Source organism: Planococcus maitriensis (assembly GCF_003289925.1).
In the GTDB taxonomy this organism is placed as follows: Bacteria; Bacillota; Bacilli; order Bacillales_A; family Planococcaceae; genus Planococcus; species Planococcus maitriensis.
Map to the genome: position 1 here is coordinate 460,853 of NZ_QLZQ01000001.1, position 16,901 is coordinate 477,753.

A 16,901-nucleotide genomic window follows, 5' to 3' on the forward strand; every position below is an offset into this window, starting at 1 on the left:
AAACCATACATGAAATTTTTCATTGATACAGCCAATTTTGACGAAATTAAAGAAGCACATTCCTGGGGCATTCTCTCAGGCGTGACAACCAACCCATCGCTTGTCGCAAAAGAAAAAAATGTTTCGTTCCACGACCGCCTGAAAGAAATCGCCGACCTGGTCGACGGGTCGATCAGCGGTGAAGTCATCGCGCTTGATGCGGAAGGCATGATCAAAGAAGGCCGCGAACTGGCTGAACTTGCGCCGAACATCACCGTGAAATTGCCGATGACGCCGGAAGGCTTGAAAGCATGTGCGGTTCTCGCCGGCGAAGGCAAGAAAGTCAACGTTACCTTGATCTTCAGCGCCAACCAAGCCCTTCTCGCAGCACGCGCTGGAGCAGCATACGTTTCCCCATTCCTTGGGCGCCTTGATGACATCGGGCACAATGGCATGGATTTGATTGCACAGATCGCTGAGATTTTCGCAATCCACGACATCGATTCAGAAATCATCGCCGCTTCGATCCGCCATCCGCAGCACGTGACGGAAGCAGCGCTTAACGGCGCGCACATCGGGACGATGCCGATGAAAGTGCTTGAAATGATGTTCAAGCATCCGTTGACGGATAAAGGCATCGAAGCATTCCTGGCCGATTGGGAAACCCGCTCTGTGAAATAAGGCTGACAGGGAAAAGGAGAAATACAATGGACGTTTATAAAATAAAAGGCGGCAAACGCCTGTCCGGAACGATTAAAGTCAATGGCGCTAAAAACAGTGCCGTGGCTTTGATCCCGGCTTCGATTTTGGCGAATTCGCCGGTATCGATTGAAGGCTTGCCGGAAATTTCCGATGTTTGGACATTGAAAAGTATTTTGGAAGAAATCGGGGGATCCGTAACATTCGAAGACGGCGTCATGCAAATCGACCCGACTGAAATGGTCGACATGCCGCTGCCGAACGGCAACGTCAAGAAACTGCGGGCTTCCTACTATATGATGGGTGCGATGCTCGGCCGTTTCAAACATGCCGCCATCGGCCTGCCAGGCGGCTGCTTCCTCGGGCCGCGCCCGATCGACCAGCATATCAAGGGCTTTGAAGCGCTGGGTGCGAAAGTGACTAATGAGCACGGGGCGATCTATTTGCGTGCCGACGAACTACGCGGCGCGAAAATCTACCTGGACGTCGTCAGCGTGGGCGCAACGATCAATATCATGCTCGCTGCCGTTCGCGCGAAAGGGCAGACGGTGATCGAGAACGCGGCGAAAGAGCCGGAAATCATCGATGTCGCGACGCTTCTGACCAATATGGGCGCAAAAATCAAAGGTGCCGGCACAAATGTCATCCGCATCGAAGGCGTGGATGAATTGCACGGCACCAACCATACGATCATCCCTGACCGCATCGAAGCAGGCACATTCATGATCATGGCAGCCGCTGCCGGCGACGGCGTGACAATCGACAACGTCATTCCTTTCCATATGGAAGCCTTGACGGCGAAGCTTCGTGAAATGGGCGTCGATGTTCAGGAAAATGAAGAGTCGATCCATATCCCGAAAACCGAGAACCTGCAGCCAATCGACGTGAAAACTTTGGTATATCCAGGGTTTGCGACCGATTTGCAGCAGCCGTTCTCGGTCTTGATGACACAAGCGCACGGGTCTTCGATGATCACCGATACCATTTATTCGGCGCGCTTCAAGCACATCGATGAGCTGCGGCGCATGAATGCGGTGGGGCGCGTCGAAGGGCGCGCTGCGATCATTACAGGGCCAACACCGTTGAATGCGGCGACCGTTGTCGCATCCGATCTGCGTGCAGGCGCGGCACTCGTGATCGCTGGCTTATTGGCAGAAGGCGAAACGGAAGTGCGGGAAATCTATCACATCGAACGTGGCTACTCGAACATCATCGAAAAGCTGCGTGGCCTTGGCGCTGATATCCGCCGGGAAACGATCGACCCGGTGGCGAGCGGGAAGTCCGACCTCAGTTCTGACGTGAATTGACTCTCTAAAGGCGTTTGCATATATGCTACAATGTAGATGGCATATACAAAGATTGAACGGAGGAAATGAATTATGGAACGAAGTCTTTCGATGGAATTAGTGCGGATTACGGAAGCGGCAGCAATCGCCTCTTCAAAATGGATGGGCCGCGGCCTGAAAAATGAAGCGGATGATGCGGCAACGGAAGCGATGCGCACCGTATTCGATACGATCCCGATGCGCGGCACCGTCGTCATCGGTGAAGGCGAAATGGATGAAGCGCCAATGCTCTATATCGGTGAAGAACTTGGTTCAGGCGACGGCCCTGAAGTGGATGTTGCGGTCGACCCTGTAGAAGGCACGAACATTGTCGCTGCAGGCGGCTGGAATGCGATTGCCGTTTTGGCCATTGCGGATCGCGGAAATCTGCTCAATGCACCGGACATGTACATGGACAAAATTGCGGTCGGCCCTGAGTCGGTCGGTAAAATTGACATCAATGCACCGGTCATCGACAATTTGCGTGCGGTTGCCAAAGCGAAGAACAAGGACATCGAAGACGTCGTCGCAACAATCCTTGACCGCCCGCGCCATGCGCAGATCATCAAGGAAATCCGTGAAGCGGGAGCGCGTATCAAATTGATCAACGACGGCGATATTGCCGGCGCCATCAATACAGCTTTCGACCAAACGGGTGTCGACATCCTATTCGGTACAGGCGGTGCTCCGGAAGGGGTTATCTCTGCAGTCGGATTGAAATGCCTGGGCGGCGAAATCCAAGGCAAGCTGGTTCCTCAAGATGACGAAGAAAGACAACGTTGCCTCGATATGGGCCTTGATGTCGACAAAGTATTGATGATGGACGACCTGGTCAAAGGCGACGATGCGATCTTTGCAGCGACTGGGATCACGGACGGAGAACTTCTTCGCGGCGTTCAGCTGAAAGGTTCCTTCGCCGAAAGCCATACTTTGGTCATGCGTGCAAAATCCGGCACCGTCCGTTTTGTCGAAGGGCGCCACAGCCTCAAGAAAAAACCGGATCTCGTCATGAAAGATTGATTTCCATACTCCAAACCTGAGTCCGGCTTTATGCCGGGCTCCTTCTTTAATGACTCCAGAACAACAGAAATTCCCCAGAAATCTTGAAACTAATGATAAGTGTGGTGTCCAACTAGATGGCAACGATGACAATTTCCGCATTGGAAAATATGACGCTCAAAGAGCTTTACAACCTGGCAAAAGAATACAAGTTGAACAATTACAGCAAACTGACGAAAAAAGAATTGATTTTCGCCATTCTGAAAACCCGTGCGGAACAGGAAGGCTTCTTTTTCATGGAAGGCGTCCTGGAAATCATCCAATCGGAAGGCTTCGGGTTCCTTCGCCCGATCAACTATTCCCCGAGTTCACAGGACATTTACATTTCAGCTTCCCAAATCCGCCGGTTCGACCTCAGGAACGGGGATAAAGTATCCGGAAAAGTCCGCCCGCCAAAAGAAAATGAACGCTATTTCGGCTTGCTCCAAGTAGAAGCCGTCAACGGCGAAGACCCGGAAGTCGCAAAAGAACGGGTCCATTTCCCGGGACTGACGCCGCTCTATCCAGATCACCATATCCGCCTGGAAACCGGCCCGGAACATTTATCGACGCGCATCATGGATCTCGTATCCCCGGTCGGCTTCGGCCAGCGTGGGTTGATCGTCGCTCCGCCTAAAGCCGGAAAAACGATGCTGTTGAAGGAAATCGCCAATGCCGTGACGACGAACCATCCGGAAGCGGAACTGATCGTGCTGTTGATCGATGAGCGTCCGGAAGAAGTGACGGACATCGAACGCTCGGTCGACGCTGATGTGGTGTCTTCGACTTTCGATGAAGTTCCCGAAAATCATGTCAAAGTAGCCGAGCTGGTTCTCGAACGCGCCATGCGTCTCGTCGAACATAAGCGCGATGTCGTCATCTTGATGGATTCGATCACGCGACTGGCGCGTGCGTATAACCTGGTCATCCCGCCAAGCGGGCGTACGCTTTCCGGCGGAATCGACCCTGCCGCATTCCACCGCCCGAAACGCTTTTTCGGTGCGGCGCGCAATATCGAAGAAGGCGGCAGCTTGACGATCCTTGCGACGGCACTCGTCGAAACGGGATCGCGCATGGACGAAGTCATCTATGAAGAGTTTAAAGGAACCGGCAATATGGAGCTGCATCTCGACCGCAGCCTCGCCGAACGCCGCATTTTCCCGGCACTCGACATCCGCCGGTCGGGCACACGCAAGGAAGAATTGTTGATGGACCCGGAACAACTTGATAAACTATGGGCAATCCGCAAAACCTTCTCGGATTCACCCGATTTTACGGAGCGCTTCATGAAAAAGCTCAGCCATTCGAAGACGAATGAAGAGTTTTTCAGCCAATTGCCGAGAGACGGCAAATCATCGCGCACCCCGCGAAAGACGATTTGATTGCTTGCAAAAGCCATTAAGTTTTGATATGATTATAAGAGTGAAACAAAACAGTACTATTGCATATACGGCCTAACGAGCCGTGTAAGGCAATAGGCAAAATAGATTAAACTCTGTTCCAGATGGTTCAGGGCGGGAGGAGAAAACATTATGAAAACAGGTATTCACCCAGAGTACAAAAAAGCGACAGTGACTTGCTCATGCGGCAACTCATTCGAAACAGGTTCAGTAAAAGAGAACATCAACGTTGAGCTTTGCTCAGAATGTCATCCATTCTATACTGGACGCCAAAAATTCGCAGCTGCAGATGGCCGCGTAGACCGTTTCAACAAAAAATACGGCCTCAAAGAAGAAATCAACAACTAAGTCACTATTATACCCGTCCGTCGCGAAAACGCCGGATGGGTATTTTTTTTGTTAAGGAACGGAAAAAATCAATTACATAGCAGAAAAATGATAGTCACATCCGCCATTTTTGGTATGATATTAACAGCAAATGTTTGAAAGGGGTCTCCACTATGTACGTCATGAAACAGACCGGATGGGTCGAGTTGATTTGCGGAAGCATGTTTTCCGGGAAATCGGAAGAACTGATCCGCCGCATCCGCCGCGCGCAATTCGCCAAGCAGAAAATTGCGGTATTCAAGCCGAAATTGGATAACCGTTATAGCGAGGAAGCGGTCGTCTCCCATAACGGAACCACTGTTATCGCCTTGCCAATCGGGCATTCCGGTGAGATGAAAGAATATATAACCGACGAATTCGATATCATCGCCATCGATGAAGCACAATTCTTCGATATGGAAATCGTCGACCATGTGCAAAAATTGGCCGACCATGGTTTCCGCGTGATTGTCGCAGGCCTCGACCAGGATTTCCGCGGCGTGCCATTCGGTCCGATGCCATCCCTTCTATCAATTGCAGAGCAAGTGACCAAACTGCAGGCTGTCTGCACGGTCTGCGGATCTCCCGCAAGCCGCACGCAGCGCCTGATCGACGGCAAGCCTGCCGGTTCGGATGACCCGATCATCCTGGTCGGCGCTTCCGAAGCCTACGAACCGCGTTGCCGCCATCACCATGAAGTCCCGGCCGGCGTTACGGTTACAGAATAAAAAGCACCAATTAGTTTGAAGAAGCGTTTATATAGACAAATCACAGACCTTAAGAAATCAATGGACTTGAATTTTTGTTGTATTTTTTGAGAAAAGATATGAAGCGAAATAGCGCAGACTCCTGGGGGAGCAGCGGAGTACTGAACTAATTCGGGCGCCTAGCCCGAATTAGTTCAGTGCAAGCTCCCCCGGAAAGCCAGCTATTTCGCGGAATATCGTAAACAATGGAATCTTATGCACAGAGTTATCGACTTTATATAGAAGAAACTAGAGGTGAAAACAATGTTTGACCGTTTACAGTCTGTCGAGGACAGATACGACCGTCTCAACGAAATGTTGAGTGACCCGGATATCGTCAGTGATACGAACAAGCTGCGCGATTATTCCAAAGAACAATCCGATCTGCAGGAAACTGTAGAGACATACCGTGAATACAAAGACGTCCAGACGCAATTGGCCGATTCAAAAGCCATGTTTGAGGAAAAAATGGATGCCGATATGCGTGAAATGGTCAAAGAAGAAGTCGCGGAACTCGAAGCGCGTTCCAAGGAACTGGAAGAGCGCCTTCACATTCTGTTGATTCCGAAAGACCCGAACGATGATAAGAACGTCATCATGGAAATCCGCGGCGCGGCGGGCGGCGATGAAGCAGCCCTGTTCGCAGGCGATTTGTTCAAGATGTATTCCCGTTTTGCGGAAGCCAACGGTTGGAAAGTGCAGATCATGGACTCGAATCCGACGGAAATCGGCGGATTTAAGGAATTGGTCTTTATGGTGACCGGTAAAGGCGCCTATTCTAAATTGAAATACGAAAACGGCGCCCACCGCGTACAGCGGGTTCCTGAAACCGAATCCGGGGGGCGCATCCATACTTCGACAGCGACGGTCGCATGTTTGCCGGAAGTGGAAGAAGTCGAAGTCGACATCCACGATAACGATATTCGCGTCGACACCTATGCATCATCAGGTGCAGGGGGCCAATCGGTCAATACGACGATGTCGGCGGTGCGTTTGACACATTTACCGACGAATATCGTCGTCACCTGCCAAGACGAGAAATCCCAGATCAAGAACAAAGCGAGCGCCATGAAAGTTTTGCGCGCCCGCGTCTATGAAAAGTTTCAGCAAGAAGCACAAGCTGAATATGATTCCGTACGTAAATCCGCTGTCGGTACAGGTGACCGTTCAGAGCGCATCCGCACTTACAACTTCCCGCAAAACCGAGTGACGGACCATCGCATCGGATTGACCATCCAGAAGCTGGACCAGATCCTGCAAGGCAAGATGGATGAAATTGTTGACGCCCTGGTGATCGATGAACAATCAACGAGGATGGAGAGCTTAAACAATGAACAAAGTTGAAACCTTAACGACAGTGGAATTCATATATCAAGCTTTGGAACAGGCGGCGAGCTATCTAAAGCAACACGGCCGTGAAGAAACGCCAGCCCGTATTCTCTTGCAGCATGAGCTGGGAGTGGATTACTCGGGTTTGGTCGCGTCTATGCGCGATAAAATCGAAGATCGCCAGTTCGAGTCCTATTGGGCCAATATCGAAGAATTGGTGGAAGGCGTGCCGGTACAGCATTTAACTGGTGTTGAACAGTTTTACGGCAGGACCTTCCAAGTGTCGCCAGCCGTCCTCATCCCGCGTCCGGAAACAGAAGAGTTGATTGAAGAGGCTTTGAAACTGAAGCGTGAGCTGTTCGGAACGGAAGAAGTGCAGGCAGCGGATATCGGAACGGGCAGCGGGGTCATTGCAATTACATTGAAATGCGAATTGCCTGAAGCGGAAGTGATGGCGACGGATATTTCCGAAGAAGCCTTGTTCATGGCTGAACGCAATGCAGAAACCTTGAATGCGGATGTCCATTTCACTAAAGGGGATTTGGCAGCGCCGCTTGCGGGAAGAAAATGGGATATTATCCTGTCCAACCCGCCCTACATCGCGCATCATGAAGCACCGGCCCTATCGGATACTGTCCGTGAATTCGAGCCGCATCAAGCGCTATTCGCTGACCGTGATGGGCTTGCGGCTTACGAAACATTGGCACAGCAAGTGCCGGAATTGATTAGCCGCCCAGGCATCATCGGGCTGGAAATCGGCAGCAGCCAAGGTGCCGCTGTAACTGAATTGTTCCAAAAAGCCTTGCCAGATGCACGTGTCTATTGCAAAAAAGATATCAACAAACACGATCGCATGGTATTTTGTATTTTAGATTAAATTGTGCACAAATCATCTGATGTTAAGGGGTGTTATCCACAAATTGTGGATATTGTCCCGAAAACCTTATTGTACTGGAGATGTTTAGGTGGAAACGAAAACAATTCTTGTGGATGAACATGTGAACAACGATGAAAGTTATACACAAGCTGTGGATTATATCCGCGGGGGGGAAGTCGTCGCATTCCCGACCGAAACCGTTTACGGCCTCGGGGCGAATGCGATGAACGGCGAAGCTGTCGATAAAATTTTCGAAGCGAAAGGCCGCCCGACCGACAATCCATTGATTGTTCACGTGGATTCCAAAGAAACCGCCTTGGAGTATGTCGAAGATGTTCCGGAAAAAGCCCTGCAATGCATGGATGCTTTTTGGCCGGGGGCATTGACCTTGATCATGCAGGCGAAACCGGATACCTTTGCTTCTAATGTAACAGCAGGCTTGCCGACAGTAGGGATTCGCGTGCCGAACCATCCGGTCGCGTTGAATTTACTAAAGCGCTTGAAGCAGCCAGTGGCCGCGCCGAGCGCTAACACAAGCGGCAAACCGAGCCCGACTTTGGCTGAGCATGTCTATTTCGATATGAACGGCAAGATTCCCCTCATTCTGGATGGCGGCCCGACCCAGGTCGGCATCGAATCGACGGTGCTGGATATGACGAGCGCACCGCCAGTCATCTTGCGGCCTGGACAAGTGACGAAAGAGCAATTGGAAGAAGTGATCGGGACTGTCCGTCTGTCTTCCGAGACGAAAGGCAACACACCGAAATCTCCCGGCATGAAGTATGCCCATTACGCACCACGGGCGCCGCTTTATCTGATCGAGCACAATACCAAGCTGATCGAGAAAGCGATTGAGTATATGCACGGCAAAAAGAAAAAAATCGCCGTGCTGAGCCGCGAAAAATTCGAGACGGCGGATTACTGCTTCCCGCTCGCTGTGGATAAGTTATACGACAGCCTGCGGAAATGCGACCAGACAGATGCCGATCTGATTTTGGCATGCGTATTGCCGGAAAATGAAGACGCCGCGCTGATGAACCGCCTGGAAAAAGCGGCGGACCATAAATGGTTCAGCTGATTCAAGCAAGTGAATTAGATGACAGCATATGAAGCCGCCGGGAAATTCCCGGTGGCTTTTTTTGTTGTTTGAAATTGAGGGAGCGGGGGAGATTCCGCTCCAAGGGGACGCTTTCCGGAGGGCTAAACCCTTGTGCTCCCACATCTGCATGCAGATGCGTCGCAAATGAATGGACTCGGCTTCCCTTCGCCATCCATTCGCCCCTTTCCGCTCCATCTCTAAGTATAGTGGGGAAATAAAATTCAACTGTCACCGAAATTAGCATGAATAGTTTTGGGCAGCTTTGTAATTACATAAAGAATAGCTAGTGAACCATCTTTCCCGCTATCAACTCTCGCTAGGCGTCTTCACCAGCGGATGAATACAATAAAAAAGACGCGTCTTCGCATGCAACATCCAATGAAATCTCAAAGCCGAACCGCGCACAAACCCGTGCTCAACTTTCGCTATGCTCAAGCATCGCAGAAAAACCGTTGCTCCCACATCTGCGAGCAGATGCGTCGCAAATGAATTGGCTCAACTCCCTTTCGCCCATTCATTGGCTCATTGCGGGAGGCCAGCCCAAAGCGGCAGGCGGCTGGTTCGTGATGAAATGTCCAATAGACAATCGATCCCGCTCTCAAGTCCAGCTATCCACAACAACTGCTACACCAATCCGCATCCATACAATAGCTCGTTAAAATGCGGTATAATAATAGTCAGATACACACCATCTCGAGAGTTCATTGAACACTAGATGGGGAGACTGAAGCTCGGATGAGGGGGGATTGGATGAAGATTTTATTCGTCTGCACGGGAAATACGTGCCGCAGCCCGATGGCGGAAGCGATTGTGCATACCCGTTCCATCGAGGGGGTAGAAGCACGTTCGGCAGGGATTTTCGCAGGGCAATCGCCGCTGTCAGCCAATGCGCAGAAAGTATTGAGCGAGCAGTCCATCGAATTCGACCATGTTTCGAAGCCGCTGGATCCGCGTGATGTAGAATGGGCGGAACTGATTTTGACGATGACCTATTCACACAAAATGGCGCTCATGCAATACTATCCAGAAGTAGCGACTAAGCTGCACACGGTAAAGGAATTTGCGGAAGGCTCGACAGGGGATATCAGCGACCCATACGGCGGGTCCTTGGATGATTACCGCAGGACGTATAAAGAACTAGAGCAATTGATTGATAAGATGGTAAAGCAATTAGGCATTACCTAACTGGAAAGAGCTGCCCAAGAGCATAAAATGCATGTGCTTGAGCAGCTCTTTTCCATTGAAGGGGCCACAAGATTTCAGTTGCAGAAACCAGGCGTGAGGAAGTAACATGGAACTGTTCAAAAATGTTAGAATTAAATAAAAGCGGCGGCGCTTCCACAAGAACTGTCCGCTAAATGAAAACGAAAAGAGGGTTAATCATGAGAATAGCAATTTCATCAGACCACGGCGGCAATAATCTGCGCAAGGAGATTGTCAATCTATTGAACGAGATGGGCATTGAATACAAAGACTTCGGGCCTCAAACGGACGATTCTGTCGACTATCCGGATTATGCACAGCCGGTAGCGGAAGGCGTCGCAAGCGGGGAATTCGATAAAGGCATTTTGATTTGCGGGACTGGGATCGGCATGTCGATTTCTGCCAATAAAGTGAAAGGCATCCGCTGTGCGCTTGTCCATGACGTCTTCAGCGCCAAAGCGACGCGTGAACATAACGATTCGAATGTCTTGGCGATGGGCGAGCGTGTCATCGGGCCAGGGCTCGCGAAAGAAATTGCGAAAACATGGCTGACGACTGATTTTGAAGGCGGACGCCACGAAAACCGCGTCCAGAAAATCAGCGCACTCGAAAACTAAGAAGGAGGAGTAAGCATGCAAAGCTTATGGCAGTTGCAGCTTGAAGAAGTTCTCAGCGAATTGGAGCAACAGATTGCATTCAAGGAAGGCCAATTATTCGTCGTCGGCTGCTCGACTTCTGAAGTGGCCGGGGAGCGCATCGGCACGGGCGGCGGGCTCGATATTGCAGAAAGCTTGTTCGAACCCTTGCGTGTGTTTGCGGAACGGCATGGATTATTTCTGGCCTTTCAAGGCTGCGAGCATATTAACCGCGCGCTGACGATTGAGCGGGCAGCTGCCGAACGCTACGGCTTGGAGCCGGTATCGGTGGTGCCTGTGGCGAAAGCAGGCGGTTCGATGAGTGCTTACGCCTTCATGAATATGAGTGACCCAGTCGTCGTCGAGGAAATTGCTGCCCACGCCGGAGTGGACATCGGGCAGACGATGATCGGCATGCATTTAAAAAGAGTCGCCGTTCCGGTGCGGACTTCTGTTAAACTAATAGGGGAAGCGATCGTATCAAGTGCGACGACACGGCCGAAACTGATCGGCGGTGTCCGTGCGAGCTATGATCGCCAGGTTCTTCAATCACGGGAGGGAAAGACAGATGGAATTGATTAAGGCGCAGGATCAGGCAGTATACGAAGCAATGAACGCGGAAAAAGAACGCCAAGAAGCGAATATCGAATTGATCGCATCGGAAAACTTTGTATCCCAGGCAGTTATGGATGCACAAGGGTCCGTGTTGACCAATAAATACGCAGAAGGCTATCCGGGCAAACGCTATTACGGCGGTTGTGAATTTGTAGATGTAGTGGAAAATATCGCACGCGACCGCTTGAAAGAAATTTTTGGCGCAGAGCATGCAAACGTCCAGCCTCACTCCGGTTCACAGGCGAATATGGCTGTCTACACGGCGATGCTTGAACAAGGCGATACCGTCCTTGGCATGAACTTGAACCACGGTGGGCATTTGACGCACGGCAGCAAAGTCAACTTCAGCGGCATGCAGTATAATTTCGTTGAATACGGCGTCGACAAAGACACGCAATTGCTTGATTACGAAGCGGTTCGCCAGGCAGCTCTTGAGCACAAGCCGAAAATGATCGTTGCTGGTGCCAGTGCCTATTCCCGCACATTGGATTTTGCGAAATTCCGTGAAATCGCTGATGAAGTCGGCGCATACTTGATGGTCGACATGGCGCATATCGCAGGGCTTGTCGCAACCGGTGCACATCCAAACCCAGTGCCTCATGCACATTTTGTTACTTCCACTACCCATAAAACCTTACGCGGCCCGCGCGGCGGCTTGATTCTTTGCAAAGAAGAATTTGCGAAAAAAATCGATAAAATCATCTTCCCTGGCATCCAGGGCGGCCCGTTGATGCATGTCATTGCAGCAAAAGCCGTCGCTTTCGGCGAAGCCCAAAAGCCGGAGTTCAAGGATTATATCGAGCAAGTCGTCAAAAATGCGAAAGTGTTGGCTGATAGCTTAACAGCTGAAGGCGTCGATATCGTTTCCGGCGGCACTGACAACCACTTGCTGCTGCTCGACCTCCGTTCGCTCAACTTGACGGGGAAAGTAGCGGAGCATGTGTTGGATGAAGTCGGTATCACGACCAATAAAAACACCATCCCGTTCGACCCGGAAAGCCCATTCGTCACCTCGGGCATCCGTCTTGGAACAGCAGCAGTCACATCCCGCGGCTTCAAGGAAGAAGAAATGAAGGAAATCGCTTCGATCATGGCGCTTCTATTGAAAAACCCGGAAGACGAAACTGTGAAGAAGGAAGCCGCTGAACGGACAGCAAAATTGACGGCTGCCCATCCTTTGTATAAATAAGCAGCTGGTTATCTAGATGAATACAGAAATGAATAAAGCCGCCGCATGCATTGGCGGCTTTTTTTCACCATACATATTGAAAAAAACTGGGAGGGACGCGTATGCATCAATATGAAATCCAGGAAGACCGGAAAGTGATCATAGATTGGCTGCGCCGTCTCGGGATCGAATTCCACACGAGTTTTGTCGTCGTGAACCCGGATATTCCCGATCACCCCATCGCCTATGCAAATCAAGCATTTTTCGAGATGACCGGTTACAGTGAAGAGGAAGTTATCGGAAGAAACGGTAAATTCCTCCATGGAATAAAAACAGACACCAATACTGGAACCCGAATCCGCGAAGCGACGGCCACGGCGCAGCCAGGGATTTTTGAAATCGTCAATTACCGTAAAGACGGTACGCCTTTCTGGAATGAAATCACGGTCCAACCTTTGGCGTTTCCTGAAAAATCATTGCGTTATATCCTGATGCTTCAACGGGACATCAGCGACCGCCGGCGGGCTGAAACTTTGATCGAGCTGCAAAAGGAAACGTATAAAGGGATTGAAAAGGGGCATATGCTCGGGATGCTCCTTCAGAACATCTGTGAAACGGCTGAATCATTTTTCCTTGACGGTTCTCGGTGCACGGTCCTATTGGTGGACGAGGCGAAGCGTTTCCAGGTGGGTGCGGCGAAATCGATGCCGGAAGAATTCACTCTCGGGATGCGCGGCTTGGAAGTAGCAGCTGATGTTAGCCCTTGCGGCGCGGCATATCTGCGCCAGCAACCAGTCGTTGTTGAGGATGTGGCACAAGATGCGCTTATGGACGGGCAGCAGGACCTGCTCGATCAGTTTGGGATCAAAGCGATCTGGTCCGTGCCGATTTTTAACGGCCAGGAAGAAACGATCGGCACTTTCGGGATCTATTTCCCATCTGTCTATAAGCCGTCGGAAAAAGATCTGGTCTTTATGGAAGAAATCGCGTCGATCGTGTCACTGGCGGTGAAATTCTCACGCCAGCAGGAAGAGATCCTTCGCCTTGCTTATATTGACGAGGAATCAGGGCTGCCGAACCGGCATTACTTCCGCACCGAACTGGAAGAGCTGTTGAAGGACGGAAAAGAAGGCTTTGTCGCGTTTATCTCGGCAGATGAATTCATCAAGATCAGCGATCAATATGGCCACAAGGCGGGCAATGACCTATGCCGGGAGCTTGGCCGCCGTCTTGTGCTGGCAGGAGGCACCCGGGAAAAACTGGTCGCACGCTTTTCCGATTCGAGGCTATCGCTCTACAGCACCATACCTTTGACGCGCGCGCCCGAATTCCTGGAGGATATCTTAAGCAGCCTCCGGGAGCCGGTGTCGATCGGCGAGATGGATTTGTTTTTGACTGTCAAAGTCGGCGTGGCAATCGTCACGCCTGCACAGCAGAACGCGGAAGAATTGGTCCGCTGTGCTGACAGCGCGTTATCGAAGGCAAAGGAACGCGTGGGCGAGGCCATCTGTTATTTTGAAAATGAACAAGATGAAGTGATGATGCGCGATTTGCGCGTCGCCAATGCATTGACCGCGGCACTTAAACGAAAAGAGATCAGTGTCTTCCTGCAGCCGAAAGTAGCACTTGAAAGCCGGGATATTCTCGGCTTCGAAGCGCTGGCCCGCTGGAAATCACCGGAGCTCGGGGATATTTCGCCTGCCATCTTCATACCGGCCGCAGAAAAGAACGGAAAGATCCGCCAGCTGGAGCAGCATGTCATCGAGCAGGTCCTGTCTTGGCTGAAAAAGCGCCAGGAGCGGGAGCTGGAGCTGCGCCAAGTGGCGATCAATATCTCAGCGGAACATTTTTTCCACCATTCCTTCGTCCCGCACCTGGTGGATGAAACGAAAAAGTACGGCGTGGACCCGAAATGGATTCAGCTGGAGATCACCGAGCGCATCGGCGTCGTCGATATCGATACGGCCGGCACGGTGTTCGAGCAGTTGAAAAAATACGGCTTTGCGACATCCATCGATGATTTCGGGACAGGCTATTCGTCGCTCAGCTATCTCCAGAAGCTGCCTGTCGAAGAAATCAAGATCGACCGTTCCTTCGTGTCCAATATGGACGAACACGGGACGCGTGCCGTCATCCGGACCATCATCCAGCTGGCGGACAATCTCGGGCTTCGGGCAGTGGCGGAAGGCGTCGAGACCGAAGACGACCGGACGCAATTGCTCGGGATGGGTTGCACCATCGCCCAGGGCTTTCTATTCCACCGGCCGATGCCGCTCGATGAAGCGCATCTACTCTAACCGGGGCACTTGCCCCGGTTTTTTATTTTGCCGATGGAAGTTGACTGAATAATTCTAATGCAGGGGTGAAGCTCTAATCCCTTTCATTTTCTGTTATACTGTTTAGGAAAATGTATGAAAAAGGAGAGATACACTGTGGGAAAAGTATTCGTTTTTGATCATCCGCTGATTCAGCATAAACTGACGTATATCCGCGACAAATCGACTGGAACAAAGGAATTCCGTGAATTGGTTGACGAGATTTCGACTTTGATGGCCTTTGAAATCACGCGCGAGCTACCGCTTCAGGAAATCGACGTGGAAACGCCGGTGCAAGTCGCCAAGTCGAACGTTCTTGCCGGGAAAAAATTGGGCATCGTCCCGATTTTGCGTGCAGGAATCGGGATGGTTGATGGCGTCTTGAAATTGATTCCGGCGGCAAAGGTCGGCCATATCGGCTTGTACCGTGACCCCGAAACTTTGCAGCCAGTGGAATATTATTTTAAAATGCCTTCCGATGTCTCTGAACGTGAATTGATCGTGGTCGACCCGATGCTCGCGACAGGCGGTTCCGCAATCGAAGCGGTCAATTCCCTGAAAAAACGCGGGGCGACGAAAATCAAGTTCATGTGCATCATCGCAGCGCCAGAAGGCGTGGAAGCTTTGCAAAAAGCACATCCGGATGTTGATATCTATATCGCGGCACTCGATGAGAAGCTGAACGAAAAAGGGTATATCGTACCTGGCCTCGGAGATGCCGGAGATCGCTTGTTCGGAACAAAATAAGAAAGCGGGTTGATCAGCAGTGACGAAAAAATGGAAAGTGATGACGATTTTCGGTACACGTCCGGAAGCGATTAAAATGGCGCCGCTCGTTTTGGAATTGCAGAAGCATCCAGAGACGATCGAGCCTCTTGTGACCGTGACCGCACAGCATCGCCAAATGCTTGACCAAGTGCTTGAAACATTCGGCATCACCCCAGACTTTGACTTGAACATCATGAAAGACCGCCAAACCTTGAGTGATGTCACGGTGCGGGCTATGCAAGGCTTGGATGATGTGATGAAAGAAGCGAAACCGGATATCGTGCTGGTCCATGGAGATACGACGACGACATTCGCGGCAAGTTTGGCCGCATTGTACAACCAAATCTCAATTGGGCATGTAGAAGCCGGGCTTCGGACCCACAATAAGTACTCTCCTTTCCCGGAAGAGATGAACCGCCAATTGACGGGCGTCATGGCGGACATCCATTTTGCGCCGACCGAAAAATCTGCGCAGAATCTGCGTGATGAGAATAAAAAAGAAGAAACGATCTATATTACGGGCAACACGGCAATCGATGCCTTGCAAACGACGGTGCGCGATAATTACCATCATCCGGTGCTCGATAAAATCGGCAATGACCGCATGATCCTATTGACTGCCCACCGGCGTGAAAACCTCGGCGAACCGATGCGCAATATGTTCCGTGCGATCAAGCGCCTGACTGAAGAGCATGAGGACATACAAGTCGTCTATCCGGTACACATGAATCCGGCTGTCCGTGAAGTGGCGGATGAAGTGCTCGGGCGCGACCCGCGCATCCATTTGATCGAGCCGCTTGAAGTATTGGATTTCCATAATTTCGCGGCCCAGTCTTATTTCATCCTGACCGATTCGGGCGGGGTGCAGGAAGAAGCACCCTCTCTTGGAAAGCCGGTATTGGTATTGCGCGATACAACGGAACGTCCGGAAGGCATCGATGCGGGCACTTTGAAACTTGCGGGCACGGATGAAGAAACGATCTACCGCCTCGGCAAGGAATTGCTGACGGATGCATCCGCGTATGAAGCGATGTCACAAGCATCGAACCCGTACGGTGACGGAAAAGCATCCCAGCGGATCGTGGAAGCCTTGCACAAGTATTTCGGCGAGTTGTAAGGAGTGGGGAGTGCGGAGGAATGTTGTTTGTCCGCCCGCTTCCGCTTTTCTTGATGTCTAGCTCGAGCGCCTAGCTCCTCGGGTCATAAGCCGTTCCAGCATTGCGGCAAAGAGCGCCGCATTGCTGATCCGTCTTATGCCTGTCGGAGCTGGACAGGCGCTCTCGCTTTTCTTGATGTCCAGCGTCAGCGACCTGGCTCTCGGGTCGCAAGCCAACTTCCC

General features: G+C 51.3%; 16 protein-coding genes. All 16 read left to right on the top strand.

Features of this window, described 5'->3' with window-relative positions:
• The first annotated feature begins 9 nt into the window (after positions 1-9).
• A complete protein-coding gene (fsa, locus tag DP119_RS02245) occupies positions 10-660 on the top strand; it encodes a fructose-6-phosphate aldolase (protein ID WP_068870073.1) in 651 nt (216 codons plus the stop codon).
• A gap of 26 nt (positions 661-686) precedes the next feature.
• Positions 687-1,985 (top strand): UDP-N-acetylglucosamine 1-carboxyvinyltransferase, encoded by a 1,299-nt coding sequence (locus tag DP119_RS02250; RefSeq protein WP_112230449.1) that lies wholly within the window; start codon positions 687-689, stop codon positions 1,983-1,985.
• Between the two features lie 72 nt (positions 1,986-2,057).
• A complete protein-coding gene (glpX, locus tag DP119_RS02255) occupies positions 2,058-3,023 on the top strand; it encodes a class II fructose-bisphosphatase (protein WP_112230451.1) in 966 nt (321 codons plus the stop codon).
• Between the two features lie 116 nt (positions 3,024-3,139).
• Entirely contained in the window at positions 3,140-4,423 is a 1,284-nt protein-coding gene (gene rho, locus DP119_RS02260) for a transcription termination factor Rho (protein WP_112230453.1), read from the top strand.
• A 150-nt stretch (positions 4,424-4,573) separates the two neighbouring features.
• Complete coding sequence (rpmE, locus tag DP119_RS02265; protein WP_058382951.1) at positions 4,574-4,789, top strand: 50S ribosomal protein L31; 216 nt, start codon at positions 4,574-4,576, stop codon at positions 4,787-4,789.
• Positions 4,790-4,941: 152 nt separating this feature from the next.
• Positions 4,942-5,535 (top strand): thymidine kinase, encoded by a 594-nt coding sequence (locus DP119_RS02270; RefSeq protein WP_058382952.1) that lies wholly within the window; start codon positions 4,942-4,944, stop codon positions 5,533-5,535.
• 282 nt (positions 5,536-5,817) lie between these two features.
• Positions 5,818-6,897, top strand: a complete 1,080-nt coding sequence (gene prfA, locus DP119_RS02275; protein WP_112230454.1) for a peptide chain release factor 1 — start codon at positions 5,818-5,820, stop codon at positions 6,895-6,897.
• Positions 6,884-7,759, top strand: coding sequence for a peptide chain release factor N(5)-glutamine methyltransferase (gene prmC, locus DP119_RS02280; RefSeq protein ID WP_112230456.1), 876 nt, complete (start codon positions 6,884-6,886; stop codon positions 7,757-7,759). The genes prfA and prmC overlap by 14 nt, the downstream gene beginning before the upstream one ends.
• 88 nt (positions 7,760-7,847) lie before the next feature.
• The gene (locus DP119_RS02285; protein WP_112230458.1) at positions 7,848-8,837 is read left to right on the top strand and encodes an L-threonylcarbamoyladenylate synthase; all 990 of its coding nucleotides are present in this window, start codon (positions 7,848-7,850) and stop codon (positions 8,835-8,837) included.
• Positions 8,838-9,608: 771 nt separating this feature from the next.
• Complete coding sequence (locus DP119_RS02290; RefSeq protein ID WP_112230460.1) at positions 9,609-10,043, top strand: low molecular weight protein arginine phosphatase; 435 nt, start codon at positions 9,609-9,611, stop codon at positions 10,041-10,043.
• 197 nt (positions 10,044-10,240) lie between these two features.
• The gene (rpiB, locus tag DP119_RS02295; protein ID WP_112230462.1) at positions 10,241-10,678 is read left to right on the top strand and encodes a ribose 5-phosphate isomerase B; all 438 of its coding nucleotides are present in this window, start codon (positions 10,241-10,243) and stop codon (positions 10,676-10,678) included.
• A gap of 15 nt (positions 10,679-10,693) precedes the next feature.
• Positions 10,694-11,278: a TIGR01440 family protein gene (locus tag DP119_RS02300; RefSeq protein WP_058382958.1), complete on the top strand. Its 585-nt coding sequence runs from the start codon at positions 10,694-10,696 to the stop codon at positions 11,276-11,278.
• Entirely contained in the window at positions 11,265-12,500 is a 1,236-nt protein-coding gene (locus DP119_RS02305) for a serine hydroxymethyltransferase (RefSeq protein WP_112230464.1), read from the top strand. Before DP119_RS02300 ends, DP119_RS02305 begins: the two co-directional genes overlap by 14 nt.
• A 101-nt stretch (positions 12,501-12,601) precedes the next feature.
• On the top strand, positions 12,602-14,776 hold the full coding sequence (locus tag DP119_RS02310; protein ID WP_112230466.1) for a bifunctional diguanylate cyclase/phosphodiesterase: 2,175 nt from the start codon (positions 12,602-12,604) through the stop codon (positions 14,774-14,776).
• Between the two features lie 135 nt (positions 14,777-14,911).
• Complete coding sequence (gene upp, locus DP119_RS02315; RefSeq protein ID WP_058382961.1) at positions 14,912-15,541, top strand: uracil phosphoribosyltransferase; 630 nt, start codon at positions 14,912-14,914, stop codon at positions 15,539-15,541.
• A gap of 19 nt (positions 15,542-15,560) precedes the next feature.
• Positions 15,561-16,679, top strand: a complete 1,119-nt coding sequence (gene wecB, locus DP119_RS02320) for a non-hydrolyzing UDP-N-acetylglucosamine 2-epimerase (RefSeq protein WP_112230468.1) — start codon at positions 15,561-15,563, stop codon at positions 16,677-16,679.
• Positions 16,680-16,901: the final 222 nt, after the last annotated feature.